This is a genomic window from Bradyrhizobium sp. CCBAU 11357, assembly GCF_028128865.1.
GTDB lineage: Bacteria > Pseudomonadota > Alphaproteobacteria > Rhizobiales > Xanthobacteraceae > Bradyrhizobium.
The window spans coordinates 193,809-219,190 of the sequence record NZ_LBJW01000103.1; the positions used below are offsets into that span (position 1 = coordinate 193,809).

The following is a 25,382-nucleotide window of genomic DNA, read 5'->3' on the forward strand; positions in this document are numbered from 1 at the left end:
GCCTGTCGCGCCCGCACGGTCAGGGCCGGCGGCGGGCGGCCGATTTCTGCGCGGACGCCTTGGTCTTGGCGAGGAGGCGCATCAGTTCGCGCACGTCCTTCGGCGAGAGGTCGGCGAACAGATCGGCGATCCAGGCCTCGTGCTCGGCGGCCATCCTGCGGAACTCGGCACGCCCGAGCTTGGTCAGCCGGATCACCTGCACGCGACGGTCGGTCTCCGAGGTCCGCCGGTCGAGATGACCTGATTCCACCAACCGCTCCACGAGCCCGGTCACATTGCCGTTCGACACCATCATGCGTTTGGAGACATCGGAGAGCGTCATGCCGTCAGGCGCCTTGTCGAGCTGCGCCATCAGGTCGAAGCGCGGCAGCGTGACGTCGAACCGCTGCCGCAGCCGGCCGCGCACCTCGCCCTCGATCAGCGTCGTGCAGGTCAAGAGCCGCAGCCACAGCCGAAGCTCTTCGGCATGGTCCTCCGGTGTTTCGACGGCCTTGGTCTCGGAATCGAGCATGTCGATGCAGTCACTCACGGCCGGCATTGGCGCCGGCACGGATTCCCCAACATTTTGAGCTTCAAATAAATCCGAGCCGGCTGCAAGTCCAAAGCTGCAACAATCGACCGCACGCCGATTTCTTTAGGCTTCAAATAATTGGCGCGCGGCTTGCATGCACCGCTGCCCGCAGGATGCGACGCCTCGCGCTCGGCTTGCCGCGGCGGCCGTCATCGGCATAAGCTTTGGATTGGAGTACGTGGCTTGCAGCGCAAGCCAGTCGTCACGAGGGACAGATCATGAAGACGCAAATGACCTTGGCCGCAGCCGCGATGCTGCTCGGCACCGTGGCCACCCCTGCCCTCGCCCAGGAAAAAATCAAGCTCGGTGTGATCGTGACCCTGTCGGGACCCGCCGCAGCGCTGGGCCAGCAGGTTCGCGACGGCTTCGCGCTCGCCGTGAAGGATCTCGGCAGCAAGATGGGCAGCCGCGACGTCGAGCTCGTCGTCGTCGACGACGAGCTGAAGCCGGATGCAGCGGTGACCAAGGTGAAGGGCCTTCTGGAGCGCGAGAAGGTCGACTTCGTGGTCGGGCCGATCTTCTCCAACATCCTCCAGGCCATCCACCGGCCCATCACTGAATCGAAAACCTTCCTGATCAGCCCCAATGCCGGCCCGTCGACATTCGCCGGCAAGGACTGCAACCCGTTCTTCTATGTGACCTCCTATCAGAACGATCAGGTGCACGAGATCCTCGGCAAGGTCGCGCAGGATCGCGGCTACAAGCGCATGTACCTGATGGTGCCGAACTATCAGGCCGGCAAGGATTCGGTGGCAGGCTTCAAGCTCGACTACAAGGGCGAGATCGTCGAGGAATCCTACATGCCGCTGAACACGCTGGATTTCCAGCCGGAGCTCTCCAAGATCTCCTCACAGAAGCCCGATGCACTGTTCACGTTCATGCCGGGCGGCCTCGGCGTCAATCTCGTCAAGCAGTACCGGCAGGCCGGGCTCGCCGATACCATTCCAGTGCTGTCGGCCTTCACAGTCGATGAATCGACCCTGCCGGCGCAGCAGGATGCGGCGGTCGGCATGTTCGGCGGCGCGAACTGGGCACCCAACCTCGACAATCCCCAGAACAAGAAGTTCGTTGCCGCCTACGAGGCCGCCTACAATAGCGTTCCCGGCACTTACGCCTCCCAGGCCTACGATGCCGCGATGCTGATCGACAGCGCCGTCAAGGCCGTGAAGGGCGACCTTTCCAACAAGGACGCCGTTGGCGCCGCCTTGAAGAAGGCCGACTTCACCTCGCTGCGCGGGGCCTTCAAGTTCAACAACAACAATTATCCGATCCAGGATTTCTACCTGACCAAGGTCGCCAAGCGTCCGGACGGCAAGTTCCAGACCGAGATCGTGCAGAAGGTGTTCGAGAACTACGGCGACCGCTATGCCAAGGACTGCAAGGCGGCAAACTGAGCATGATCCGGACCCGAAGGGCCGCGGTAGCGCAAAATGCGCAGCGGTTTTCCGAACATGATCATGCTCTAACAAGAGCCGCGCAGCGCGTTACGGGAGGACTGCAATGAAGAACGAAATCACCGGGATCACGCGTGCCAATGAGGGAATCCAGGGCATTTCCTGGAACATCCTCGGCCAGACCTACGTGCCGAAGAGCTACGCCGAGAACAGCTTCTCCTGGCACGCAACGCTGCCGCCGGGCACCTTCGTGCCGCCGCACATTCATCCCGATCAGGATGAATATCTCTACATGCTGGAGGGAAAGCTGGATTTCGTGCTGGGCAATTCGGAGGCGCAGGCAACCGCGGGCGACCTGATCCGCCTCGGCATGGGCGTGCCGCACGGCATCTTCAACAAGTCGGAGCAGACCGCCAAGGTGCTGTTCTGGGTCTCGCCGAGCCGCAAGCTGTTCGACCTGTTCTGGGGCCTTCACAACATGAAGGAGCAGAAGCCGGAGGACGTCGTGGCCATGGCCGCCGAGTTCAACATCCACTTCCTGCCGCCGCCGCCCGGCAGCTAAAGCACGATGCGATTAGGATGGTTCGTCATCGCGCTTTAGGTTATTGTTTGAGCAAGATCTTTTCGGAAAACCGCTGCACGCTTTTCCGGATCATGCTCTAGCAGCCTATCTTAAGCGCGCACCGCCGCGAGTCCCGGCACCGCGGCGAAGCCCGCCTTGGTGGCATAGCCGCGTACGATGGCCTCGCGCTGGGAATAGCTCAGGACGTTGTCGACATTGTCGAAACCGTCGGGCGCGAGCTGCTCGACGGCGTCGATGACGCCCTCGGGGCCCCCGCGCCGGTTGGAGCGGACGATCTCGGCCGTCATCGGCAAGCGCTTCTTCTCGTACTCGAGCAAGGCCTGACGCGGGTGTTCGGCGCGCACCAGCGCATCCGCAAGGCAGCGCGCGTCGAGAATGGCCTGCGAGGCGCCGTTCGACCCCACCGGATACATCGGATGCGCGGCATCGCCGAGCAGGGTGACCCTGCCCGATGACCAATATGGCAAGGGATCGCGATCGCAGGTCGGATATTCGTAGAATTCGGGCGTTGCCGAGATCAGGCTCTTCACGTCGACATAGGGCACCGAGAAGCGCGCGACATGTGGCATCAGCTCTTCGCGGCGGCCCGGCCGCGACCAGTCTTCCTTCCGCGGCGGCGGCGCGTTGCCCTCGCCCACTTTCACCAGCACCGCCCAATTGGTCAGGCGGCTCGCCGGGCTCGATCCTTCCGCGATCGGATAGATCACCACCTTGGCGTTGAGACCGCCGGCCACGATCATCGATTTGCCCGTCAGGAACAGCGGCCAGTCACGCGCACCGCGCCACAGCATGAGGCCATTCCAGCACGGCGGCCCTTCGTTCGGAAACAGCGTCTCGCGGACGCGCGAGTGGATGCCGTCGGCACCGATCAGGATATCGCCGCGCGCGGTGTGGATATGGGCGCCGGAGCGATCGAAGAAATAAGCTGTGACGCCGCCCTCGTCCTGCGTGAAGGCGCCGAGCCGGCAGCCGGTGTGGATCGCCTGAGCCCCCAACCGCTCCTCGACGGCGCGATGGATGACGCCCTGAAGGCGGCCACGATGGATCGAGAATTGCGGCACGTCGTGGCCGGCGTCGATGCCGCGGGCTTCGCGCCAGACCTCCTGGCCGTGGCGGTTGAGATAGTAGAGCTGGTCGGTGCGAACAGCGACGTCGTCGAGCTTCTGCAACAGGCCGAGGCCGGCCAACTCCCGCATGGCATGCGGCAGCGTGTTGATGCCGACGCCGAGCTCGCGAATGGTGTCGGCCTGCTCGAAGATCTCGCAATCCAGGCCGCGCGAGCGGAACATCAATGCCGTGGTGAGACCACCGATCCCGCCACCGACGATAATCGCCTTCATCGCCCTAACTCCACTCGAAACACAGGCAATGAGTTAACGTCGCACGGGCGGTCACTCCGCCGCAAGCGGCTTTGTCGCCTCCGCCTTGAGCTCGGCCCGGGTCTTGGGCTTAGCCTTAATTCTCAGCTCCTCGAGATCCTGCCGGTCGCGCACGCTGTTGCGGAAAATCTGATCTTTTCCGGGCAGATATTGCGGGGGACAGAAGGCGTCGTTTGCCCCGTACCAGGCCGCCGCCTTCATGGTGAAGAAGGGGTCGACGAGATGGGGACGACCGAGGGCGACGAGATCGGCCCGGCCGGCGGCCAGAATGGTGTTGGCCTGGTCCGCCGTCGTGATGTTGCCGACGCACATCGTGGCGACACGCGCCTCGTTGCGGACCTGGTCGGAGAAGGGCGTTTGGAACATGCGTCCATAGACCGGCTGCGAATGGCGCACAGTCTGGCCGGTCGAGACGTCGACGAGATCGACACCCGCCTCGGCAAAAGCGCGTGCGATGGCGACGGCATCATCGCCGGTGATGCCGCCGTCCGCCCAATCGGTCGCCGAGATGCGCACCGACATCGGCTTGTGCGACGGCCAGACCGCGCGCAGCGCCTCGAAGATCTCGAGCGGGAACCGCAGGCGGTTGGCGAGTGAGCCGCCATATTCGTCGTTGCGGGTATTCGTCAGCGGGGAGATGAAGCTCGCGAGCAGATAGCCGTGGGCGCAGTGCAATTCGAGCATGTCGAAGCCGCAGCGCTCGCCGCGCTCGGCCGCCGCGACGAAAGCGTCCTTCACCGCATTCATGCCGGCACGGTCGAGCTCGCGCGGCACCTGGCTGTCGGGGAAATAGGGCAGCGGCGATGCCGAAATGATCTCCCAGCCGCCCTGCTCCAAAGGACGGTCCATGCCGTCCCACATCAATTTGGTCGCGCCCTTGCGGCCGGCATGGCCCAGTTGCAGGCAGATCTTTGCGGCCGAGTTGCCGTGGACGAAATCCACGATGCGACGCCAGGCGGCCTCCTGCTCGTCGTTCCACAGACCTGTGCAGCCGGGCGTGATCCGGGCCTCACGGCTGACGCAGGTCATCTCGGTGAAGATGAGGCCGGCGCCGCCGATCGCGCGCGAGCCGTAATGCACCAGGTGGAAATCAGTCGGCACACCTTCCTTCGCCGAGTACATGCACATCGGCGACATCACGGCGCGATTGGCAAGCTTCATCTCACGCAGGCGGAACGGCTGGAACAGCGGCACCATCGGCCGGTCGGTGTCGACATCGAAGCCGCTGCTGCGCACCTGCCTCGCAAACGACTTGTCGACCTCCGTCACGAAATCCGGCGCGCGGAGCTTGAGATTGTCATAGGTGATCGCCTTCGAGCGCGTCATCACGCCGAAGGCGAACTGAACCGGATCGAAATCCCAGAAGCGGTCGACATGCTCGAACCAGACCAGCGAAACGTCGGCGGCATGCTGCGTCTTCTCGACCTCCTCGCGACGGCCATGCTCATAGACCTCCAGGGCGGCCTTGATGCTGGGCGCCTTCTCCATGGCTTCGGCCAGCGCGATGGCGTCTTCCATTGCAAGCTTGGTGCCTGAGCCAATGGAGAAATGTGCGCTCGCCTTGGCGTCGCCGAGCAGCACCATGTTGTCCTTGACCCAGCGCTTGCTGCGGATCATCGGGAAGTTGCGCCACATCGAGCGGTTCGTCAGCAGCTTGTGCCCACCCAGGAACCAGCCGAAGATGTCGGCCATCCGCGCAGCGGACTGAGCCTCGTCGAGACCCGTCAGCCCCGCGCGTTCGAACGTTTCAGGGTCGGTCTCGAAGATCCAAGTCGAGTGCCCGGCCTCGTACTGATAGGCATGGGCGATGAACGGCCCCCACTCCGTTTCCTGGAAGATGAAAGTGAACGCATCAAGCGGCCTGGTCGAGCCCATCCAGGCGAACTTGTTCGCGCGCAGGTCGACCTCTGGCTGGAAATGCTCGACGTATTTCTCGCGGAAACGGCTGTTGATGCCGTCTGCGAGCAGGATGAGATCGGCATCGGCGAAGCGCGTTTCGTTGTCGATATCGACCTCGAAGTGCAAGGTGACACCCAGCTCGCGTGCACGTTCCTGGAGGATCAGAAGCAGCTTCTGCCGCGAGCAGCCGCAGAAGCCGTTGCCGCCGACGCGGTGCACGGTGCCGCGGAAGTGCACGGCGATGTCATCCCAGTAAGCGAACTCCTGGGTTATGCGGCGATAGCTCGGAAGATCGTGCTTCTCGAAATTGTCGAGCGTCGCATCCGAGAACACCACGCCGAAGCCGAAGGTGTCATCGGCCCGATTGCGCTCGTAGACCGTGATGTCCGCGCCCGGACGCTGCTTCTTGAGCAGGATCGCAGCATAGAGACCCGCAGGTCCGCCACCGATGATCGCGACTTTCATGGGAGCCTCGCCACTTCACCCGGCCATGAAAACTATTTTAAGCCTAAAATAATTTCCCGCAAGTCCCCCCTCGCTGAATTTGCTGCAGATAATTGCGATCGGCTCAGTCGCCCCTGAATACCGGCTTGACCTTGTTGGCGAAAGCCTCGAAGGCACGCTCGAAATCCGCGGTGGTCATGCACAGCGCTTGGGCGACGGCCTCCGCCTCGATCGCCTCCTCCACCGACATCGCCCATTCCATCGCCAGCATCCGCTTGGTCATGGTGTTGGCGAAGGTCGGGCCTTCCGCGACCTGCTTGGCCAGAACCTGCGCCTGGGGCAGCACCTGCTCCGGCGTGACGATGCGGCTAAAGAAGCCCCAGCGCTCGCCCTCTTCCGCGGTCATGAACCGGCCGGTGTAGAGCAGCTCGGAGGCGCGGGACTGCCCGATGATCCGCGGCAGGATGGCGCAAGCGCCCATGTCGCAACCGGCCAGCCCCACCTTGTTGAACAGGAACGCCACCTTCGCCCCGCTCGCCGCAAGGCGCATGTCCGACGCCATGGCGATGATCGCCCCGGCACCGGCGCAGATGCCCTCGACCGCGGCCACGATCGGCTGCGGACACGCCCGCATCGCCTTGACGAGATCGCCGGTCATACGCGTGAAGGCGGTCAGCCCCTTGGTGTCCATCTTCACCAGCGGGCCGATGATCTCGAACACGTCGCCGCCGGACGAGAAATTGCCGCCGGCACCCGTGACGACGATGGACTTGACCGCGTCGTCGAAGGCGCAGGCGCGGAAGAAATCGGTCAGTTCCCGATAGCTCTCGAACGTCAGCGGATTCTTTCGTTCGGGGCGATTGAGCGTGACCGTCGCAACGCCGTCAACCACGGCGAGCAGGAAGTGCTGCGGCGAGTAATCCGCAAGCGGCACGGTGACGGGATTGGCTGGTCTGCTCATGGGATCTCCTTGGCTTTTATGTTCCGGCCCTGCTTCGCCACGCTAGATTTCACCGCCGGCAACGGCGATCGCCTGCCCGGTGATCGCACCGGCGCCCTCGCCGCAGAGCCAGAGCACCGCGTCAGCCACCTCCTGCGGTGTGATGAGTCTTCCTTGCGGATTGTGTTTCGAGAGCTCGGCGATCGCCTGCTCGCGGGTTCGGCCGGTCTTCTTCATGATATTGTCGATACTGCCGGCGACCAGATCGGTGTCCGTGAAGCCGGGACACACCGCATTCACGGTGACGCTGCTACCAGCCAACTCGAGGGCGAGCGAACGCACCAGGCCGACAACCGCGTGCTTGGCCGCCGCATACGCGCTGACATAGGCGTAGCCCTTGAGGCCGGCCGTGGACGCCACCGCGACGATGCGACCGTAGGGACGATCCTTCATGCCCGGCAGCACGGCCTGGACGGCATGTACGACGCCCATGAAATTGACATCCATCATCCGGCTGAAGAGCGCGCCGTCCGATTTCGCGAACGGCGCCGATTCAGCGCTGCCCGCATTGGCAACCAGGATGTCGATCGGCTTGCGCGCACTTGCCCCGGCGATCGCGGCTTTCAGTGATGCTTCGTTCGCGACATCAGCGACAGCCGCAAAGTGCGCGGCACCTGCATTGACCGCCTCGTCGAGAACCGCCGCGTTCCGGCCAAGCACCGTTACGGTCGCACCAGCGCCGACGAGAGAGGAAGCGATCGCTCGGCCGATGCCGCGCCCGCCACCGGTGACCAGCGCGTGCGGCGAATGCGGCAATCCGGACATGCGCTGGCTCCCTCAGATCTCGTGATCGTGCTTCCGATATATTTTAACCTTCAAGTTTTTGCAACGAAAGCGGCGCGTGGCTTGGCGAATGCCGCCGCATGAGAGACGGCCCGAAAATTGCTTTAAGTATAAAATTATCGCTTCCCATCCCTGAAAGGCCTGTTAGCATCGAAGTGCCAGCAGAAGGATGTCGCGTGTCACAGCCTGCGCCAATGATAACAAAGGATGGACGCTTCGCCTACGAAGCCGCGGGCGATCCTGGCGCGATACCGCTGATCTTCCTGCACGGCATCGGCGGCGCGGCGCGAGCCTGGCGGCGGCAGCTTGCCACATTCGGAGGCCGCTTCCGCGCGATCGCATGGGACATGCCCGGTTATGGCGGTTCGGGGCCGCTTGCGAGCGTCAGCATCATTGCCCTGGCGGAGGCGCTGCAGCAATTCATCGAGCAACTTGGCGTCAGCAGGCCTGTTCTGGTCGGCCATTCCATCGGCGGCATGATCGTTCAGAGGTGGCTGGTTCAGTCCCCCAAACTGGCACGCGCAGTCGTGCTGGCGCAGACCAGCCCTGCGTTCGGCAAGGCTGACGGCGACTGGCAGAAATCGTTTATCGCAGCGCGGCTGGGACCGCTCGATCGCGGGGAGACGATGAAGTCGCTGGCGCCTTCGCTGGTAAGGGAGCTTGTCGGCGACGATCCCGATCCGAACGGGATGGAGGTTGCCCGCGAATGCATGGGGAGCGTGCCAGAGGCGAGCTATCGTGCCATGATGCTTGCTCTCATCGGCTTCGATCAGCGCAGCACGCTCGGGAACATTTCCGTCCCGACACTGCTGCTGTCGGGCTCCAAGGACAATAACGCGCCCGCGCCGATGATGGCCAAGACGGCGACCTTTATTCCAGGGGCTGAATATGTCGAGCTCGCCGGCGTGGGCCATCTCGCCAATCTCGAACGCCCCGGGGCCTTCGACGAAGCTCTCGGCCGGTTCCTGAACTCTCTCGCGACGAAAGCGTAAGGTGACTGCGCGATGACCATGCAAGTCCGCAAGACGATTGGGACGACCAACAAGGTCGCGCTGGACGCGCCGATCTTCGATCCTACTGCATTCGGCTTGAACGACGAGCAGGCCGGCATCATCACCCGCGCGAGAGAGATCGGCCAGACCGTGTTTGCCGGTCGGGCCGCCACTTACGATCGCGAGGCGACTTTCCCGACTGAAAATTACCGCGATTTGCATCGCGTCGGCCTGCTCGGCATCGCCGTTCCCAAGAGACACGGCGGCCTCGGCGCCGATTACCAGACCTATGCCCTTGCGGCAGCCGAGATCGGCCGCTATTGCGGCGCCACCGCGCTGACCTGGAACATGCATGTCTGCTCGACCCTGTGGTCGGGTCCCCTCGCCGACGATCTCGACATGGATGCCGAGACCCGCGCGGAGCATGAGCGACGGCGCGCGGTCCATTACAAGCGCATCGTCGAGGACGGTGCGATCTATTCGCAACCCTTCTCCGAAGGCGGAGCTGCCGCCGCCGGCGGCGTCGCTTTCGGCACAGAGGCAAGGCCCGTCGCGGGCGGTTGGATCGTCAACGGCAAGAAGATCTTTGCCTCGCTCTCGGGCCACGCGGACCATTACGGCGTGCTTTGCACCGAGATCGAGGAAGGCGAGAAGGCGTCGCGCCGCAACACGCTTTACCTGGCGATATCAGCCCAATCAGAAGGCGTCTCCGTCGTCGGCGACTGGGATCCGCTGGGCATGCGCGGAACGGTTTCGCGGACCCTGCTGTTCAAGGACGTGTTCGTGCCGGAAGATTCAGCGCTGATGCCGCGCGGCGTCTATTTCCAGGCCGCAATGCGCTGGCCGCACATGTTCCTGACGCTGTCGCCGACCTATATGGGCCTGGCGCAAGCCGCCTACGACTTCACCGTGCGTTACTTGCGCGGCGAAGTCCCGGGCATGCCGCCGGTCAAGCGGCGGATGTACCCGACCAAGCAGATCGCGGTGGCGCAGATGCAGATCAAGCTGGAGCAGATCAAGGCAATCTGGTTCCAGGCCGTGACCGAGGCGCGCGCCAATCCGACCAAGGAGCAGGTGCTGCGCGCCTATGCCGCGCAATATTCGGTGATGGAGGGCGCCAATGAGCTCGCCGCGCTCGCGATCCGCACCTGCGGCGGTCAGGCCATGCTTCGCTCGCTGCCGCTGGAGCGGATCTATCGGGACAGCCGCTGCGGCTCGTTGATGCTGCCCTGGACCGCCGAGCTTTGCCTCGACCGGATCGGGCGCGAAGCGCTGTACGAGGCCGGTGAAACGGACGACTGACCGTGGACCTCTGTAGCCTGATCGACCGCAACGCGGCGTTCGCGCCAGACAAGACGGCCATCGCCTTCGAAGGCAAGCGGCTGAGTTACGCGGCATTCGCCGCACGGATCGAACGGACCGCGACGGCCTTGAAGCGGGAGCTCGGCATCGGCCGAGGCGATCGCGTCGCGATTCTAAGTCTGAACCGGCCGGAATATCTGGTTCTGCTCTACGCCTGTGCGCGGCTCGGCGCGATCCTGGTGCCGCTGAACTGGCGGCTGGCCGTCGCCGAGCAGCTGTTCATTCTCGGAGATGCCGGCGCCAAGGTCCTGGTGCTCGAGCAGGCGTTCTCCGGAGTCCTCGCCGAGCTGGAGCAGACCGCGGTGGGGACATCCGTCGTCGGTCTCGACTTCACACCGCCCCGCGGCACGACGCTCGAAGATTTGCTGGCCCGCGGCGACGGCACGAGCCGAAATCCGCACACCGACCTCTCCTGCCCGCTGCTCATCGTCTACACGTCAGGCACGACGGGACGGCCCAAGGGCGCGGTGCTGCGCCAGGAGGCGCTGTTCTGGAACGGCGTCATGAGCCAGCACATGCACAACATGACGTCCGACGACCACGTGCTGACCGTGCTGCCGTTCTTCCACGTCGGGGGCCTCAACATCCAGACCACGCCCGCGCTCCAGCTGGGCGCAACGGTCACGGTCCATGCGCGCTTCACGCCGGGCGCCGCACTCGCGGCCATCGCAGGGGAACGGCCGACACTCACGGTGATGGTTCCTGCGATCCTCCAGGCGGTAAGCGAGCATCCTGCCTGGGCGACGGCTGATCTTTCCTCACTCAGGGCCGTCGCCACCGGCTCGACCATCGTGCCGCCGCACCTGATCGAGCGCTTCGTCGCGCGCGATGTCCCGGTGCTTCAGGTCTATGGCTCGACCGAGACCTGCCCGATCGCCGTTTACACGCGGCTTGGCGGCGATCTCTCGCGCCCGGGATCGACCGGCCTTGCCGGCCTGTGCTGCGAGGCAAAGGTGATCGACCAAGCCGGCAACGAACTTCCCGCGGGCACGCCGGGCGAGATCGCGGTGCGTGGTCCCAACGTATTCTTCGAATATTGGGGCAACGAGGCCGCGACGCGCGAGGCGCTACACGACGGCTGGTATCGCACAGGAGATATCGGCCTGTGCGATGCCGACGGCTATTTCTGGGTCCGCGACCGCAAGAAGAACATGATCATTTCGGGTGGAGAAAACATCTACCCGGCCGAGGTCGAGCGTGTTCTGCTCGAACACCCTGATGTCAGCGAATGCGCCGTGATCGGCCGGCCGGACCCGCGCTGGGACGAGGTGCCGATCGCCTATGTCATTGCGAGACCCGGCTGCCGGCGCGAAGCGGATGAGTTGAGGACACATCTTCAGGCGCAGCTCGCGCGCTACAAGGTTCCGCGCGAGATCGTCTTCGTCACCGACCTGCCGCGCACGGCGCTGGGCAAGGTCCAGCATTTCCTGCTGAAGCAGCTTGATGCGCAATCGCGCGCGCAAGGAGAAGCATCTTGAAGATTGCGGTTCTGGGTGGGGGAAACGGCTCTTTCGCGGCCGCGGGCGATTTTGCGCTGTCGGGGCATGAGGTGCGGCTCTGGCGCCGCGATGCCGGTCAGGTCGCCGCGCATCGCGCCGCCGGCTCGCGCATCCTGGTCAAGGATCATAACGGCCGCTACGACGTGAAGCTGGCGCTGGTCACGACCGACATGGCGGACGCCGTCGCCGGCACGGAGTTGATCCTGTGCCCGGCTCCTGCCTTCGCGCAAGCAGATATCGCTCGGCTGCTCGCCCCGCATCTGCGGGACGGTCAGGTCGTCTTTCTGCCACCGGCGACATTCGGCTCGATGATCTTCGCTCAGGCGGCGCGAGATGCCGGCAACCACGCCAAGGCCAGCTTTGCCGAAACGGGCACGCTTCCGTGGCTGACCCGCAAGCACGGACCGTTCGAGGTCGCGATCACCATCCGCGCCAAGCGGCTCCCGGTCGGCGTATTCCCGCTCGACCAGGCGCCCCGCGCGCTCGAAGTGATCGGACGCGCTTTCCCAGACGCGATCGAGGCGTGCGGAGACGCGCTGTCGGGCGCACTGATGAACGCAGGCCCGATCATTCATCCGCCATTGATCGTAATGAACGCAGGGCCGATCGAACATTTCGAGCGCTGGGACATTCACAAGGAAGGCACGCAAGCCGCGATCCGGCGGGTTACCGACGCGCTCGACGCCGAACGCATCGCGGTGCGCGAGGCACTCGGCTACGGCGCGCCACATTTTCCGCTCGCTCATCACTACGTGAAGGAAGGCGAGATCTGGATGTATGGCCGCGGCTCGCACGACCGGCTGACCGATTCCGGCGACTGGCGCGAACGGATCGTGCTGACCGAGCACCGCTACATGCGCGAGGATCTGCGGCTCGGGTTGTCTTTGCTGGTGTCTGTCGCCGGCCTCGCCGGCGTGGATACGCCGCTAGCCAAAGCATTTCTCTCGATCGGCGGCGCGGCCTGCGGCGAAGATTTCGCGCGTGGTGGCCGAACGCTCCAGACGCTGGGGCTCGGCGAGCTCAGCAAGACCGAGTTACAGACGCTGCTTCGCAATGGATTCTGATCGATGACGAATCGCGCCAATATTGCCTGTCTCGGCGCTGGCCGCATGGGCCGCGGCATCGCCGTTGCCTTCGCTTACGCAGGGCACAGCGTCACGATGATCGATATCAAGGCGCGCTCCGCGGAGGACTTTGCCAAGCTCGAGGCGGACGCAGTCGGCGAAGTCAGGAAGACCTTCGCCAGCCTGTCAAAGCTGGGGCTGCTGACCGAGGCAGACGTTGATCCGCTGATCGCGCGGGTCTCGGTGGTGCCGGCGAGCGAGAGCGGCGCAGCGTTGGCCGAAGCCGGCATGGTCTTCGAAGGCGTTCCTGAAGTCGTCGAGCTCAAGCGCGAAGTGCTGGCGGCCGCCTCGAGAAAAGTCGGCCCGGACACAATCATCGCGTCGACCACCTCGACCATCCTCGTCGACGATCTCTCCGGCGCAATCGTGAACCCACGCCGGTTCCTCAATGTGCATTGGCTCAACCCGGCCTATCTGATCCCGCTGGTCGAGGTTTCGCCCGGCAAGGCGACCGACCCGGCCATCATCGACGAGGTCAAGACGCTGCTCGAAGGCATCGGAAAGGTGCCGGTGGTCTGTGCCGCCACGCCGGGCTTCATCGTCCCCCGCATCCAGGCGCTGGCGATGAACGAAGCCGCGCGCATGGTCGAAGAGGGCGTTGCCAGCGCCGAAGAGATCGACAAGGCGATCCGCTACGGCTTCGGCTTCCGCTACGCCGTGCTCGGCCTGCTCGAATTCATCGACTGGGGCGGCGGCGACATTCTCTACTACGCGAGCAGGTATCTGGAAGGCGCGCTCGGCAGCGAGCGCTACCGGGCCCCGGACGTCATTTCACGCAACATGCACGAAGGCCGGATCGGCCTGCGCACGGGCGCAGGCTTTCTCGATTATTCCGGGCTCGATGTCGACGCCTATCGCGCGAAACGGCTCCAGGCGATGGTCGACCTGCTCCGGCACTTCGGCCTGGCGCGCCCCCCGGTGCTCGACCGCAACTAGCCAAACACGTCCTGGAGCACGCCTTCGCGGACGACGGCAATGCCGTCAAGCTCGATGGTCGTTCCCATCATCGGTAGGTCGAAATGCCCCGCCGTATAGCGCCCTGCGAATTCATTCGCGCCGGTCGAGAACAGGAAGTTGCCGGAGACGGCCCGGATTTCGGTGCCGTTGGTGTCGCGCTGGTCGTACATGGATAGCGCCTCATAACGCGCACCGGGGTTCATGCCGAAGCCGACATGCGACACGGCATAGGCTTCGCGATCGCCCCAGGCGGCGAGATAAGCACGCATCATCGCGGCATCCGTGCCTTCGCCCTCCAGCTCGACGACATAATCGTCCTTTAGAGTCATCTTCACCGGAGACGTCAGGTATCGCTTGAAGGTCAGGTTGATGTCGCCCGGCGCCATCACCAGCGTGCCGTTGATGGTCCCGCGCTTGGGAAAGCTGACGACGATGCCACCCGGCCAATGCGCCAGCGTGCCGGGCTTGTCGGTCCAGCCCCACACACCGACCGTGGAAGCGCCGACCATGTCGACGTCGAGAGCGGTGCCTGCCTTCGAGGTGACACGCATGCGCTTGGTTCCGCGCAGCATCTTGGCCGCGGCACGAACACGCTTTTCGAGCGCGGAATCTGGCACCATGCGCTCCAGCGCTTCGGGATGCTCGTTGGAAATCACCAGGATCCGCGCGCCGGCTTTGAGGATCTCCGGCGTCTCGACCGCGTGCATCAAGCCTTCGATCGTGCAATCCACCACGAAGCCCGCCTGCTGAAGCGCGGTGATGACCGGGCCAAGCCGCTGGATTGCCTCACTCGCCCCGGTCGAGCGTACCGGGACGATATTCCGGTTACGCGGTGTCGGCATCACCACATGAAACGGACGCGCCCCCATGCGCAGCAGGGCCAACTCCGCAAGATGCACGTTCAACGCACGCGACTGGGTTTCCGAGAGGATCGCGGCGGTATCGCCGGCTTTCACGGCGCAACGCTCGAAGATCTCGCAAAACGCGTCGATCCATTTTGCTTCGATGCGGTCAGCCAGCATGGTCCACTCCCGGCCTTCTGGATTCTTGTTTGTTACGCTTCGGGGAAGCCCCGGAGCAAGTACGAGCGCACGATCCCCAGCAGCCCGTTCAGGATCAAGCCCAGCAGCGAGATCGTGATCAGCGGCACGAACATGTCGACCGCCTGGAAGGTGCGGGCCGCAGTCACCAGCGCGTGCCCCAATCCGTCCGTCGACGTGATCATCTCGGCCAGAAATACCACGATGCAGGAAATGACAAGGCCGATCCGGCACCCGGTCAGGATGGACGGCATCGCCGCCGGCAGCACCACCTTGAAGAGAATTTCAAGGCGCGGCGTTCCCGCCGCCATGGCCGACCAGATCAGCTTCTGCTCGACGGTCGATGCACCGTAATAGGTCGAGAGCAGGATCGGGAAAAGAGCATCGGCAGCCACCAACGTAATCTTCGATCCGTGGCCAAATCCGAGCAGCAGCAGCAGTGCCGGATAGAGCGCGACCTTGGGCAAAGGCGCCAGAACGCGCACGATCGGCCGAACCACGGCGTTGATCGCCGGATTGGCGGCGGCGGCGATGCCGATGGTGACACCGAGCACGACAGCAATCGCGAAGCCGGCAAACAGCCTGATCAGAGTCGCCGCGATCTCGTGCTGGAACGTCGAAGTCACGAGTTGCTGGAGCAGCCGGCCGAAGACGAAGCCTGGCGGCGGCAGCAGAACTGCCGGCGCGAAGCCGAAAGACACCAAGCCTTGCCACAGCGCGATCACCAGTACGATCGGGGCGATCCCAAGAGCCATATTTGGGGAGAGAAACCGCGACATCATGAGAAGCTCAGCGGCATGTCGAACTGCGGCTCGGACCAGCGCACGAGCCTGGCACGAACCCTCTCGAAAATCGCATCGAGGCAGATTCCCATCGCCCCCACGATGATGATCATCGCAAAGACGGTGTCGTATTGGCCCATGTCGAGCGCGTTGAACAGGATGTTCCCGGCACCGGACTGACGGGCAATCATCTCGCTGGTGATCATCGTGATCAGCGCCAGCACCAATCCCGTACGACACCCCGTCAGAATTTCCGGCAGCGCCGCCGGCAGCACGATACGCACCAGGCGTTGCACCGGCGAGAGCCCCATCGCAGCGCCCGACCACAGCATCTTCTCTTCGACCGCCTTTGCGCCTTCGAAGCTGTGATAAATCACGGGCAGGCTGACGCCGAGGAAGATCACGAGCGTCTTCGTGATGTCGCCGACGCCCAGCCACAGCATGATGATCGGCATCAAGGCCGCCTTCGGCACCGGGTAGATCACCATCAGGAGCGGATTGAAGAAGGCCGCAACTGCACGGCTACGTCCCATCAAGAGGCCAAGTGGAATCGACACCAGCACGGCCGCGCCAAATCCCATCGCCATGCGCCGGAGCGAGGCCAGAATATTGACCAGCGATTCCTTGTCACCGAGGATGTCCGGAATCGCTCTGATCGCTCCGATCGCAGTCGGAAAGCTGTCGTTCTTCAGCGCCAGTGATGCGACCTGCCACACCACCAGCAATCCGATGCAGGCGAGCACCGGGGCAGCGCGCTTGGTCAGGCCGGCTGGCGACATCATGCGGGCGCCCCGGCTTCGTCGCTCTCATCGAACATGCGCTCGATATCGACGACGTACTTCTGGTAACGCGGATCGAGCAACAGCTCGTTGCGGCGGCGCGGCCGCGGCAGGTCGATGTCGATGACCTGCCGGATTCGCCCGGGCGATTTCGACATCATGACGACCTTGTCCGAGAGGAAGACGGCTTCGTCGACCGAATGGGTGACGAACAGCACCGTCTTGCGGTCACGCTCCCAGATATTCAGAAGATCGTTCTGCAGGCGCGTCCTCGTGTGAGCGTCGAGTGCCCCGAACGGCTCGTCCATCAGCAGCACTTCGGGATGGTAGGCAAGCGTCCGCGCCAGCGCCACGCGCTGCTTCATGCCGCCGGACAGCTCCTTGGGATAGAAGTTCTCGTAGCCCTTGAGGCCGACCATCTCGATCAGGGCCCGGCTCTGCGCTTCGGCGTCGGCGGCGCGAACCCCTTGCTGACGCGGCCCATACATCACGTTGCCGAGCACGGTCTTCCAGGGAAACAGCGCAAACTCCTGGAACACCGGTCCGCGATCCGGACCCGGCCCCGTGATCGCCTGCCCCTTCATCTTCGCCGCGCCCCTGGTCGGACTGACGAAGCCGCCGACAATGTAGAGCAGTGTCGACTTGCCGCAGCCGGACGGGCCAAGGATGGAGACGAAAGCTCCCTCCTCGATCGTCAGCGAGATCTCCGAAAGCGCAACATGATCTTTACGTGCCGAGGTCTGAAAGACCTGCGAGACGCGGTCGATCTCGATGATTGCGGAAGCCGGGTCTTGTTGCGTCACCGGTCTCACCCATTCGCTCGATCTCGCAGATACTACCGTCATCCCGCCTTCCGTCCCACTCGCCCGAGGATTCAGCGGCACGAGCTTAGCAAGAAGCCTGCCAGACAGGCTGTCATTTTCACACCCGTGCGGTGCGTCATTCGAACCACGGCCATTCCGCCGGGCCTTCATGCGTCACGGCTCCACCCGGCGCCTGCCCAACCAGCCGCGCATATTTTGCCAGCGCACCTGCACGGTGGCGTGGCGGGCGCGGCTTCCAATCGCGTCGCCGCGCGGCGAGCTCCTGTTCCTCGAGCAGGACATCCATCCGCCGATTTGCGGCATCAATCCGGATCCGGTCACCATTGCGGACGAGCGCCAGCGGACCGCAAACAAATGCCTCGGGGGACACGTAGCCGATGCACATCCCGCGGGTCGCGCCTGAGAACCGGCCATCGGTGATCAACGCCACTTTTTCACCCATGCCCTGCCCATAGATCAGTGCGGTGACGCCGAGCATCTCACGCATGCCGGGGCCGCCGACCGGCCCCTCATTGCGGATCACGAGAACCTCGCCCGCCTTGTAGCTGCGGTCACGAACAGCTGCGACGCAGGCTTCTTCATCCTCGAAAACACGCGCCACGCCTTCGAAGAACTGGCTCTTCAGGCCCGCGACCTTGATCACCGCCCCATCGGGGCAGAGGTTACCCTTCAGCACCGCGACGCCGCCATCAGGCATGATCGGCGCGCGAGCCGCGTACACGACCTCTCCGTCGGGCGCGTTGGCCACATCGTACTCTTCGGCAAGTGTGCGGCCGGTGATGGACAAGCAGCCGCCATCGATATGACCGCTCTGGATCAGCTCGCGCATGATGACCGCAGCGCCGCCGATATCGTAGACATCCTTCGCCGTATACTTACCTCCGGGGCGGAGATTGCCGATCAACGGCGTCCTGGCAAAGACCTCACCGACATCATCGATGCTGAATGCAATCCCGGCCTCATTCGCGATCGCCGGCAGGTGCAGCGCGGCGTTGGTCGAACCGCCAGTCGCCGCCACGATCGCCGCTCCGTTCTCCAGGGATTTCCGCGTCACGATGTCGCGCGGCAGCGGCCCGCCGCGGTCCAGCATCTCCATGATCAGACGGCCGGCGCGTCGCGAAATCTGCGCGCGCTCGGCATAGACGCCGGGCACCATCGAGACGTTGGGAATGGTCAGCCCCATCGCCTCCGATACCATGCCCATGGTGTTCGCGGTGAATTGGCCGGCGCACGCACCGATCGTGGGCAGACACGCGCGCTCGATCCGCTCGAGGGTGGCGCCGTCGATCTCGCCGGTCATGAAGCTGCCGACCGCCTCATAGGAATCGAGCACCGTCAGCGTACGTCCGTCTACGCGGCCCGGCAGCGAGCTGCCGCCATAGATGAAAATAGAGGGCACGTTGCAGCGGACCATGCCCATCATCACGCCAGGAAGCGTCTTGTCGCATCCGCCGTATCCGATGAGTGCATCGTAGGCCAGCCCATGGACCACGGCTTCGATCGAATCGGCGATCAGCTCCCGCGAGAACAGGGAGAACTTCATCCCCTCATGATTCATGCTGATGCCGTCGGACACCGAAACGGTCGAGAACTCACGCGGTGTACCGCCGGCCTGCTCGATTCCAGTCTTGGCTGCAGCTACCTGGAAGTCGTGGGTCATGTTGCAGGGCGTCTGCTCACCCTTCATGCTGACGATGCCCACCATCGGCTTGGCAATCGCGGCGTCATCGAGCCCCATGGCGCGCATGAATGCACGATGCGGCGCTCGGTCGAGCCCATCCGTGGTGACGCGTGATCGCAACTTCTTCATATCTGCATCTTCTTCATGCAGCGCCCCGGCTAGTCCGGAACACCACGATGTTACGCTCGGCAATTCGCCCGGCTTCTATTGCAGCGGCGCGACGATCGACGGATGCTTGAACTGTGCAACGTCCAGCTTCGGCAGCATTCCGGTCTCTGCATAGATATCCAGCATCTTCTGGATCGCCGGGAAGTTCGGCGCCGCGCCTGGATCGCGGCCGAAATCATTGTCCTTGAGCAGGTAGGTCTCGAGCACCGGGATGGGGGCTTTCAGCACTTCATTGACGACCTTGAGCGTCTCCTCGCGGTTCGCCAGCGCCTTCTTCATGCCCGAGGTGATATCGCGGACATAGGCCTTGACCAGTTCCGGGTTCTTGTCGACGAAATCGGCACGGCAGGCTTCCAGGATGTGCACGATGTTCGGCATGGCCTGGGACAGCGAGAACAGCTTCCTCGTGCCGCCCTTTGCCTCCGCGCGCGCAGCAAACGGCTGGTTCATGTTGACAGCATCGACGCGGCCTTGGCGCAGCGCGTCTTCGGAGACGGCAAAGCCGACCTCGACCAGCTTGATGTCCTTGGCCGGATCGACGCCATTCTGCTTCAAGAGCAGATTGAACGGTCCTTGCGTGCCGCCGCCGATCACGGAAATGCCGACCGTCTTGCCCTTGAGATCCGCGATCGTCTTGATCGGCGAGTCATCCATGACGGCCCAATAGACCGAAAATCCGCCGGGCATTTCGAAAACGTGTTGCGCCACGATGTAAGCCTTGAGATTGCCGCCGACGACACCGTTGGAGAGCGAGAGCGGCGCCTGCGTCGCACAGTCCAACGCACCGGCGGCCAGGGCCTGCGTCATCGGCGCGGTGCCCTGGAATTGGGTCCATTCGATGTTGTAGGTCTTGCCGAGATTGGGAAATTCGGCCGGCCTGCGCATCATCCAGTACTTGGACTCCTCCGCAGGGATGGTCCAGCCGACACGGATCGTCTGCTGCCCCCATGATGGGCTTGCGCCCACGCTCACGGCCGCTGCCGCCCCCAAAGCCAGGATCCACTTCGAAACGGTTCGCATCGTGCCACTCCGCTGCTCCGGCGCCCGCTGGCGCCCCCAACCCGACCGCCTCAAATGTTTCATGGTTCAAACAATCAGGCAAGCCATGCGAGCTGGGCGGTTTTGCCGTCCGATGCGCAATGTATGGTAAGGCGCGTCCCATTGCGACAGAAGGAGCAACCTATGGCTGACGACAGCAAGGCAAACCCGCAAGGCATCGAGAAGCTCGGCTATCTCGGCCTGGGACTCATGGGAACGCCGATGACCCGACGCCTGCTGGAGGCCGGCTATCCGGTCGCTGTCTGGAACCGCTCGGAGGGCAAGGTGGCGCCGCTCGTCGAGGCCGGCGCCGAGCGTATGGTCACGCCCCGTGATCTCCTGGCGAGCTCGGATATCGTCTTCATGTGTGTGACGGATGCGGCGGCAGTCGAGGAGGTGATCTTCGGGCCCGAAGGTCTGGCAGCAGCCCCTGGCGCGGGCAAGCTTGTGGTCGACTTCTCGTCAATCCATCCGGACGCGGCGCGCGACCTCGCAACGCGCTTGAAGGACGCGAACGGTGCGGGCTGGATCGATGCGCCGGTGTCCGGGGGCACGAAGGGCGCCGAGGAAGGCACGCTCGCCATCATGGCGGGCGGAGAAGCTGGCGACATCGACAGAGTGCGGCCCTATATGCTCGCCATGGCGCGCAGGTTTACGCACATGGGCCCGCTCGGCGCCGGCCAGACCACAAAGCTGTGCAACCAGGTGATCGTCGGATGCGCAATGGCCGTGCTCGCGGAAGCAACACGCCTTGCCGTGAACGCCGGAATTGACGCGAACCGATTGCCCGAGGCGCTCGCCGGCGGCTTTGCGGATTCCATCCCGCTCCAGCTGTTCGTGCCACGGATGGTCAATGGCATTCACACCCCGCCGCTCGGCCACATCGCCACGATGCTCAAGGATCTCGACACGGTCGCCGATGTTGCACAGGCGACATCGACGCCGGTGCCGATGGCCGCGCTTGCCGGACAGCTTTTCAGGCTGGCGAAGGCCGCGCGAGGTGCGGACGCGGACGCGCTGGAGATTTACAAACTTTCGGCGGCAGAGCGCAAACCTCTCTAAGGGGGCGCGTTACGGCACCTTGCGCTCATCGTCGGCCATGAAGCGACCGAACGCGCCTCGCGCAAAGAGCAGCGGCTCCTTCGCATTGTAGGTGTATGCCTCGACCGCGCCGAGAAAGATCACGTGGTCACCGCCGTAATAGCGATTCACGGAGCGGCATTGAAAGTTGGCGACGCTCTCGGCGAGCACTGGCGCGTTGCCGAGGCCGGGGGTCCAGTCGACGCCGGTGAACTTGTCGTCCGACGATTTTGCGAATTTGTTCGCTAGCGCCTGTTGCGAAGCGCCGAGAACGTTGACGCTGAAATGACTGGCGTTCTGGAAGATGGTCAGGCTGGAGGAATAGACGACGAGGCTCCACAGAACCAGCGGCGGATTCAGCGAGACCGAGGCGAAGGAATTGCATGTCAGCCCGTACGGCTTGCCGTCAGGCGCTGCCGCCGTGATGATCGTCACGCCCGTTGCATAAGTTCCGAGCGCGTTGCGAAAGTCGCGAGGATCGATCTGCGAGCTGTCGCTCGCGAACTCGTTGGCGGGATCCGGAGCGCGGGGATGCTTCGGCAGATCATTCATCGGCCGGCCTCACAGCGTGAGATTCTCGGAGGGCAGGCCGAGGGCCACCCGTCCGTAGTTGGTCCCGGCCGCATCGAAGTTGAATGCGAGATGTGAGTTGATCGCGTGCGCATCGCGGAACTGCCGCTGTAACACGCCGCTCGTGAACAGACCACGCGCGCCGCTGGCGGCAAACAGCATCGAGACCGCGTCCGTGCACAAATTCACGGAAAAGGATCCGTCACGGCGATATCTGGTCTTGGTCGCCATGTCAGGGATTTGGCCGCCCCGTGCATCCTCCATGGCATCGAGACAGGCCGACCGCATGATCAGGCGCGCAGCGTCGATCTTGGCCGAGGCCTCCGCGATCTTGATCTGCGTGCTTTGAAAATCGCTCAGTTTGGCGCGGTTGTAGGTCGAAACGCGATGACGCGCGACCTCCGTGTAATCGTCGAGGCACGCCTGTGCATTCCCCAGCGCGACACCGGAGAGGACGTAAGGAAACAGTGAGAAGACCGGCAGCGCATACAGCGGATTCGGATTGACCGCGCTTCCCGGCGTCGGGCCACCTGAGAGGTCCCCGACGGCGACGGTCATATGGTCAGCCACGAAGGCATCCTTGACCTCGACGTCGCAAGACCCTGTCCCGCGAAGTCCGGCGACGTTCCAGGTGTCCAGCACCTTGTAATCGCCGCTCGGCAGCAGAAAGATTCGATACTCGATGCCGTCGGCATCGTCGTCGGAATAGACCACGCTCGCAAGCATATTCCAGTCGCAGGAGGTAACGCCCGAGGAGAATGGCCAGCTACCATGCAACTGGTATCCGCCTTTGACCCGCGTCGCGCGTCCGGCGGGAAAGATGAACGAGGATGCGATCAAAGTATCCGGATTGCGGCCCCAGACCAGATCCTGCGCCCTTGGCTCGAACATGCCGAGCATCCAGTGATGGCTCGCCAGGTTGGCGAGATTCCAGGCGACCGACGCATCCGCCTGCCCGAGCAGCTCGGCGCAATCGACCAGAGCGACATAGTCGAGCTCAGCGCCACCAATCCGGGCCGGCTGGAGCATCCGGAACAGGCCGGCGTCGTGGAGATCCTTTTCGGTTTCCGAAGGAAGATGCCGCAGCTCCTCGGTCCGCGCCGCTCGCTCACGCAATTGCGGCAGGAGCGCCCGAGCCTTCGCGATCATTGACGCATAGACCTCTCCGCCGGCTTGCAGGCCTGCGGGCTGCGTCATGCTCGGCTCCTGGCCAGGCGCCATTCGTGTCCCTCGCTTTCACACATTTATGCGGCGGTACCTTTTCCAAATCAAGCCGAGCCAGTGCCTCAAGTCGACTTCGGAGGCTTGACCGCGCCAAAGGCGCCCTTTTCGGCAAAATCCGCGATCCGACGCTCGTCGTAGCCGAGCGTATCCTGCAGGACCTGCATCGTATGTTGACCCAACAGAGGTGCCGCGACGGGATCGACCGCGCCCGTCAAACTCATTGTGATCGGCGGCTCGATGTTGGGCACCCATTCTGCTGTCGGGTGCGGAATCCGGTTCACGCGATGGCGCTCGCGAGCCTCGGGGGCGTTGAAGCCCTCCTCGACCGTCCGGAGATAGCCGACCGGGATATTGGCCAGCTTCATCTTCGCCATCCAGTTTTCGAGCGTATCGCTGGCGAAGACTTCGGCAATGGCTGCCCGCAGGAGCTCCTTGTTCTCCGAGCGGGCTTTGCGCGTCGCAAACCGCGGATCGGTGATGAGATCGGGCCGGTTCAGCACCTCGACCACGAGCCGACGGTAGAGCCGGTCGTTGGCGCAGGCCATGTAGAGCGGTCCGTCAGAGGCTTCGTAGACGCCGACGGTGGGAGACCCGCTCGGCGAATTGCCGAACCGGCCGGGGTTTTCGCCGTTGATGAGGTAGGCCATCCCATAAAATCCGGTCATCCCCATCGCGACATCGAACAGGGCGACTTCGACGCGTTGGCCGTGGCCGAGCCGCTCCCGTGCCAGCAGCGCCAGCAGGATGGCATTGCAGGCGGACATCCCCGTCGCCATGTCGACGATGGGCGGGCCGGTGCGAACCGCCGGGCCGTCGGCAAATCCGTTGAGCGACATGAAGCCGCTTTCCGCCTGCGTGATCGGATCGAAGCCTAGCCGCGAAGCGAAAGGTCCGCTGCGTCCGTAGGCGGAGATCGAGCAATAGACCAGCCGCGGGTTGAGCGGCGCGACCGATTCATAATCGAGGCCGAACTTCTTCATGACCCCGCTCGAAAAATTCTCCACGACCACATCTGCCTTGCAGATCAGATCCAGCGCGATCTCGCGCGCCTCCGGCACGGCAAGATCGAGCGCGATGCCGCGCTTGTTGCGGTTCAAGCTGAGAAAGGCGGCGCTCTCGCCTCCAATCTCCGCGTGCTCATAGGCGCGGGTGTCGTCGCCGCCATCGGGATTCTCGATCTTGATGACGTGCGCACCGTAATCGGCGAGCGTCTGGGTGCAGGCCGGACCGGCGACCACACGCGTAAAATCGACGACCAATAGACCATCGAGCGCGGTCGGGCCTCCCGTCCCGTGCGAGGCACGTACCGGCAATTGAGGCTTGGTGGGCATCGATCGCGCTCTCCCTTACATCGGCTTATGGCCGCCGAATTTCCTGCAAGAGCAAACTTAAAGCCCGGCGCCCCCGACTTCGCAAGTCCCACGCCGGCATCGCTTCAATACGCAAAAAGGACCCGGCAGCCCCCAGGCTGCCGGGTCCTCGGACATTCCAGGCACGTACTTGCCATTCGACCGATAGACGGCGCGTTCCGTGCGGCGGCAAACCCGCTCAGTAAAGGCACTTCCGCCAATAGAGCGTATGTGCCCAGGCCCAAGGGGTCTCGGGCTCGAACAGCCGATAGCCCGCCTGAATGAAGTTGTTCGCCGATACCGGGTTGTCCGTCGTATCAGAGACGATGCTGTCCCATCCGATACGCCGTCCCCTCGCCTCGACCACACGCATCAATCTGCGCTGAAGGCCGCATCCCCAATGCCGTTGCAACACGCCAACTCTGGAGAAATATCCGCCATTTCGAACGTGCGTCGAGGGCACAACCCCGGCGAAGGCGACCGCGTCCTCGTCATGATAAGCCAGCCACCACGCGCCAAGGTCGAACGTGGGCAGCGCCGCGGCATCGAAGAACGTTAGTTGATGCAGATCGGCGAGGGTCTCGGCAACGTCGTCATCCAACGCATCGACGATACGGATTCTGTACATGAGCCACTCATTGGGCAGCAGATCTTGGGGCAGCAGATCTTGATCGGGCGCGGAACGACGGTCACCGCTGCCGTGAAGGCTCATTTGCCCAGCACGACCTTGACACCGAGCCAGACCGCACCCATCAGACCGGTGGCAATGACCGTGATCACCGCCTTAAAGGTGTAGCTCTGGGCCTGCTCCACGCTCTTTCGCCACCTCCGCAAGTGCTGAAAATCGGCTCGCAGCTCGC

23 protein-coding genes are annotated in these 25,382 nt (G+C 63.7%); 8 read left to right on the top strand and 15 right to left on the bottom strand.

What is annotated here, in order from left to right; all coding sequences use genetic code 11:
* Positions 1 to 19: 19 nt before the first annotated feature.
* The gene (locus XI05_RS21650; RefSeq protein WP_271505373.1) at positions 20 to 538 is read right to left on the bottom strand and encodes a MarR family winged helix-turn-helix transcriptional regulator; all 519 of its coding nucleotides are present in this window, start codon (positions 536 to 538) and stop codon (positions 20 to 22) included.
* 251 nt (positions 539 to 789) lie between these two features.
* Here XI05_RS21650 and XI05_RS21655 point away from each other — a divergent pair, with 251 nt between their 5' ends.
* Together XI05_RS21655 and XI05_RS21660 are read left to right on the top strand one after the other, a co-directional pair.
* A complete protein-coding gene (locus XI05_RS21655; RefSeq protein WP_271505374.1) occupies positions 790 to 1,965 on the top strand; it encodes an ABC transporter substrate-binding protein in 1,176 nt (391 codons plus the stop codon).
* Between the two features lie 106 nt (positions 1,966 to 2,071).
* On the top strand, positions 2,072 to 2,527 hold the full coding sequence (locus XI05_RS21660) for a cupin domain-containing protein (RefSeq protein ID WP_271505376.1): 456 nt from the start codon (positions 2,072 to 2,074) through the stop codon (positions 2,525 to 2,527).
* A 110-nt stretch (positions 2,528 to 2,637) separates the two neighbouring features.
* On the opposite strand, the gene XI05_RS21665 is transcribed toward XI05_RS21660, so the two are convergent.
* The 4 genes from XI05_RS21665 to XI05_RS21680 form a co-directional block, all read right to left on the bottom strand.
* Positions 2,638 to 3,888 (bottom strand): flavin-dependent oxidoreductase, encoded by a 1,251-nt coding sequence (locus XI05_RS21665; protein ID WP_271505378.1) that lies wholly within the window; start codon positions 3,886 to 3,888, stop codon positions 2,638 to 2,640.
* A 51-nt stretch (positions 3,889 to 3,939) separates the two neighbouring features.
* Positions 3,940 to 6,291 (bottom strand): bifunctional salicylyl-CoA 5-hydroxylase/oxidoreductase, encoded by a 2,352-nt coding sequence (locus tag XI05_RS21670; protein ID WP_271505381.1) that lies wholly within the window; start codon positions 6,289 to 6,291, stop codon positions 3,940 to 3,942.
* A gap of 103 nt (positions 6,292 to 6,394) precedes the next feature.
* Entirely contained in the window at positions 6,395 to 7,231 is an 837-nt protein-coding gene (locus XI05_RS21675; protein WP_036043936.1) for an enoyl-CoA hydratase family protein, read from the bottom strand.
* A 42-nt stretch (positions 7,232 to 7,273) separates the two neighbouring features.
* On the bottom strand, positions 7,274 to 8,035 hold the full coding sequence (locus XI05_RS21680; protein WP_271505384.1) for an SDR family NAD(P)-dependent oxidoreductase: 762 nt from the start codon (positions 8,033 to 8,035) through the stop codon (positions 7,274 to 7,276).
* A gap of 194 nt (positions 8,036 to 8,229) precedes the next feature.
* Between XI05_RS21680 and XI05_RS21685 the strand changes: the two genes are divergently transcribed.
* Genes XI05_RS21685 through XI05_RS21705 form a run of 5 tightly spaced genes read left to right on the top strand, consistent with a single transcriptional unit; the run spans position 8,230 to position 13,966 of the window.
* Complete coding sequence (locus XI05_RS21685) at positions 8,230 to 9,045, top strand: alpha/beta fold hydrolase (protein ID WP_271505456.1); 816 nt, start codon at positions 8,230 to 8,232, stop codon at positions 9,043 to 9,045.
* Positions 9,046 to 9,057: 12 nt separating this feature from the next.
* Positions 9,058 to 10,347, top strand: a complete 1,290-nt coding sequence (locus tag XI05_RS21690; protein ID WP_271505387.1) for an acyl-CoA dehydrogenase family protein — start codon at positions 9,058 to 9,060, stop codon at positions 10,345 to 10,347.
* A 2-nt stretch (positions 10,348 to 10,349) separates the two neighbouring features.
* Positions 10,350 to 11,885, top strand: coding sequence for a class I adenylate-forming enzyme family protein (locus XI05_RS21695; RefSeq protein ID WP_271505392.1), 1,536 nt, complete (start codon positions 10,350 to 10,352; stop codon positions 11,883 to 11,885).
* A complete protein-coding gene (locus tag XI05_RS21700; protein WP_271505395.1) occupies positions 11,882 to 12,970 on the top strand; it encodes an NAD/NADP-dependent octopine/nopaline dehydrogenase family protein in 1,089 nt (362 codons plus the stop codon). Before XI05_RS21695 ends, XI05_RS21700 begins: the two co-directional genes overlap by 4 nt.
* Before the next feature lie 3 nt (positions 12,971 to 12,973).
* Positions 12,974 to 13,966, top strand: a complete 993-nt coding sequence (locus tag XI05_RS21705) for a 3-hydroxybutyryl-CoA dehydrogenase (RefSeq protein ID WP_271505398.1) — start codon at positions 12,974 to 12,976, stop codon at positions 13,964 to 13,966.
* On the opposite strand, the gene XI05_RS21710 is transcribed toward XI05_RS21705, so the two are convergent.
* The 6 genes from XI05_RS21710 to XI05_RS21735 all read right to left on the bottom strand — a co-directional run bounded on the left by XI05_RS21710 (position 13,963) and on the right by XI05_RS21735 (position 20,281).
* Positions 13,963 to 15,009, bottom strand: a complete 1,047-nt coding sequence (locus XI05_RS21710; protein ID WP_271505401.1) for a peptidase M29 — start codon at positions 15,007 to 15,009, stop codon at positions 13,963 to 13,965. The two genes, XI05_RS21705 and XI05_RS21710, sit on opposite strands and share 4 nt — an antisense overlap.
* Positions 15,010 to 15,041: 32 nt before the next feature.
* Positions 15,042 to 15,809: an ABC transporter permease gene (locus XI05_RS21715; protein ID WP_271505403.1), complete on the bottom strand. Its 768-nt coding sequence runs from the start codon at positions 15,807 to 15,809 to the stop codon at positions 15,042 to 15,044.
* On the bottom strand, positions 15,806 to 16,591 hold the full coding sequence (locus XI05_RS21720) for an ABC transporter permease (RefSeq protein WP_271505406.1): 786 nt from the start codon (positions 16,589 to 16,591) through the stop codon (positions 15,806 to 15,808). Before XI05_RS21720 ends, XI05_RS21715 begins: the two co-directional genes overlap by 4 nt.
* A complete protein-coding gene (locus tag XI05_RS21725; protein ID WP_271505409.1) occupies positions 16,588 to 17,433 on the bottom strand; it encodes an ABC transporter ATP-binding protein in 846 nt (281 codons plus the stop codon). Before XI05_RS21725 ends, XI05_RS21720 begins: the two co-directional genes overlap by 4 nt.
* Positions 17,434 to 17,527: 94 nt before the next feature.
* A complete protein-coding gene (ilvD, locus tag XI05_RS21730) occupies positions 17,528 to 19,222 on the bottom strand; it encodes a dihydroxy-acid dehydratase (protein ID WP_271505458.1) in 1,695 nt (564 codons plus the stop codon).
* Positions 19,223 to 19,297: 75 nt separating this feature from the next.
* The gene (locus tag XI05_RS21735) at positions 19,298 to 20,281 is read right to left on the bottom strand and encodes an ABC transporter substrate-binding protein (protein ID WP_271505411.1); all 984 of its coding nucleotides are present in this window, start codon (positions 20,279 to 20,281) and stop codon (positions 19,298 to 19,300) included.
* A gap of 162 nt (positions 20,282 to 20,443) precedes the next feature.
* Between XI05_RS21735 and XI05_RS21740 the strand changes: the two genes are divergently transcribed.
* Positions 20,444 to 21,361: an NAD(P)-dependent oxidoreductase gene (locus tag XI05_RS21740; RefSeq protein ID WP_271505459.1), complete on the top strand. Its 918-nt coding sequence runs from the start codon at positions 20,444 to 20,446 to the stop codon at positions 21,359 to 21,361.
* 9 nt (positions 21,362 to 21,370) lie between these two features.
* Here the strand turns inward: XI05_RS21740 and XI05_RS21745 are convergent, their stop codons facing one another.
* The 4 genes from XI05_RS21745 to XI05_RS21760 all read right to left on the bottom strand — a co-directional run bounded on the left by XI05_RS21745 (position 21,371) and on the right by XI05_RS21760 (position 25,150).
* Positions 21,371 to 21,931, bottom strand: a complete 561-nt coding sequence (locus XI05_RS21745; RefSeq protein WP_271505414.1) for a flavin reductase family protein — start codon at positions 21,929 to 21,931, stop codon at positions 21,371 to 21,373.
* 9 nt (positions 21,932 to 21,940) lie between these two features.
* Positions 21,941 to 23,146, bottom strand: coding sequence for an acyl-CoA dehydrogenase family protein (locus XI05_RS21750; RefSeq protein WP_271505418.1), 1,206 nt, complete (start codon positions 23,144 to 23,146; stop codon positions 21,941 to 21,943).
* An 89-nt stretch (positions 23,147 to 23,235) separates the two neighbouring features.
* On the bottom strand, positions 23,236 to 24,504 hold the full coding sequence (locus XI05_RS21755; protein WP_271505421.1) for a CaiB/BaiF CoA transferase family protein: 1,269 nt from the start codon (positions 24,502 to 24,504) through the stop codon (positions 23,236 to 23,238).
* A gap of 217 nt (positions 24,505 to 24,721) precedes the next feature.
* Positions 24,722 to 25,150 (bottom strand): GNAT family N-acetyltransferase, encoded by a 429-nt coding sequence (locus XI05_RS21760; protein ID WP_271505461.1) that lies wholly within the window; start codon positions 25,148 to 25,150, stop codon positions 24,722 to 24,724.
* Positions 25,151 to 25,382: the final 232 nt, after the last annotated feature.